Raw genomic sequence first — 1,107 nt, forward strand, 5'->3', positions numbered from 1 at the left:
TGTATGAGGTCGTGACGTTGGTTACGCCGGTGCACAGGCGGCTGGCCGGAGGTTGGTTTCCGGCGGCTGAATGGGGTCGATGGTAGTTGTAGTGGATGTTCCAGATGGCGAGGGCTTGAGATCGTTGGTGTTCGCTGGTCCATTCGCGGGCGTAGAGGAATTCCTCGGCGAGGATGCGGTGGTAGCGTTCGACCTTGCCGTTGTGGCGGGGTGTGTAGGGGGTGATCCGCTGATGGCGGGCGCCGAGCAGGACTTTCGCGAAGTCGGTGGCGCGGTAGCAGGCGCCGTTGTCGGTGACGATCCGCTCGATGCGGGTGATGCCGTGGGCGGCGAAGAACGCTCGGGCCCGGAACATGAAACCTATTGCCGTGGCGGCTTTCTCGTCGGGTAGGGCTTCGGTGTAGGCGAGGCGGGAGTAGCCGTCGACGGCGGTGTGCAGGCACACGTATCCGGCTTTGTCGCCGCGGGAGCGGGCGCGGTGAGCGGCGCGGTCGGCGGCCGACCCGCGGCCGTGGACGCGCCAACCGCCGCCGTCGCGTAACCGGCCTACCTTCTTCACATCGACATGCACCATGTGCCCGGGTCGGCGCGCGTGGATGCGTTGGGGGACACGGTTGTTCGCCCCGGACGGGTCGAGGAACCGGCGTTGGTGCAGTCCCAGCCGCCGCAACTGGCGTCCGACGGTGCGGACCGAGATCGGCTCCCCCTCGGCGGCCAGTTCGGTGGCGATACGCCGCGCCGACCATTTCCGATCCCGGCGCAGCGCCTCGATACGGGCGACCACCTCCGCTGGCGTGGCTGTCGGGGATCGGTGCGGGGTGCTGGAGCGATCGACCAGGCCCAGCTCGCCATGGCGGCGGAATCTGTTGACCCATTTGGACGCGCATTGGCGCGAGATCCCCATCTCGGCGGCGACGTGGGCGATCGGACGATGCTGGCAGCGCTGCACCAGACGCAGGCGGCCCTCGACGGTCAGCGGGGCATTACGGTGGGTCACGGGCGGGTCTTCCGGTCGAGCGAATGTGTGAGTTGGCGCTTCACATCCTGCCGCCGAAGACCCGCCCTCTTCTCAACCACCCACCGTCATCAACGTCACGACCCACAACA

General features: G+C 67.7%; 1 protein-coding gene. It reads right to left on the reverse strand.

Annotated elements, in window-relative coordinates:
• On the reverse strand, positions 1–997 hold a 997-nt coding region (locus tag ACFYTQ_RS37570; protein ID WP_387371215.1), incomplete at its 3' end, for an IS481 family transposase.
• Between the last annotated feature and the right edge of the window lie 110 nt (positions 998–1,107).

The sequence above is a fragment of the Nocardia sp. NPDC004068 genome, assembly GCF_042874315.1.
Lineage (GTDB): Bacteria > Actinomycetota > Actinomycetes > Mycobacteriales > Mycobacteriaceae > Nocardia.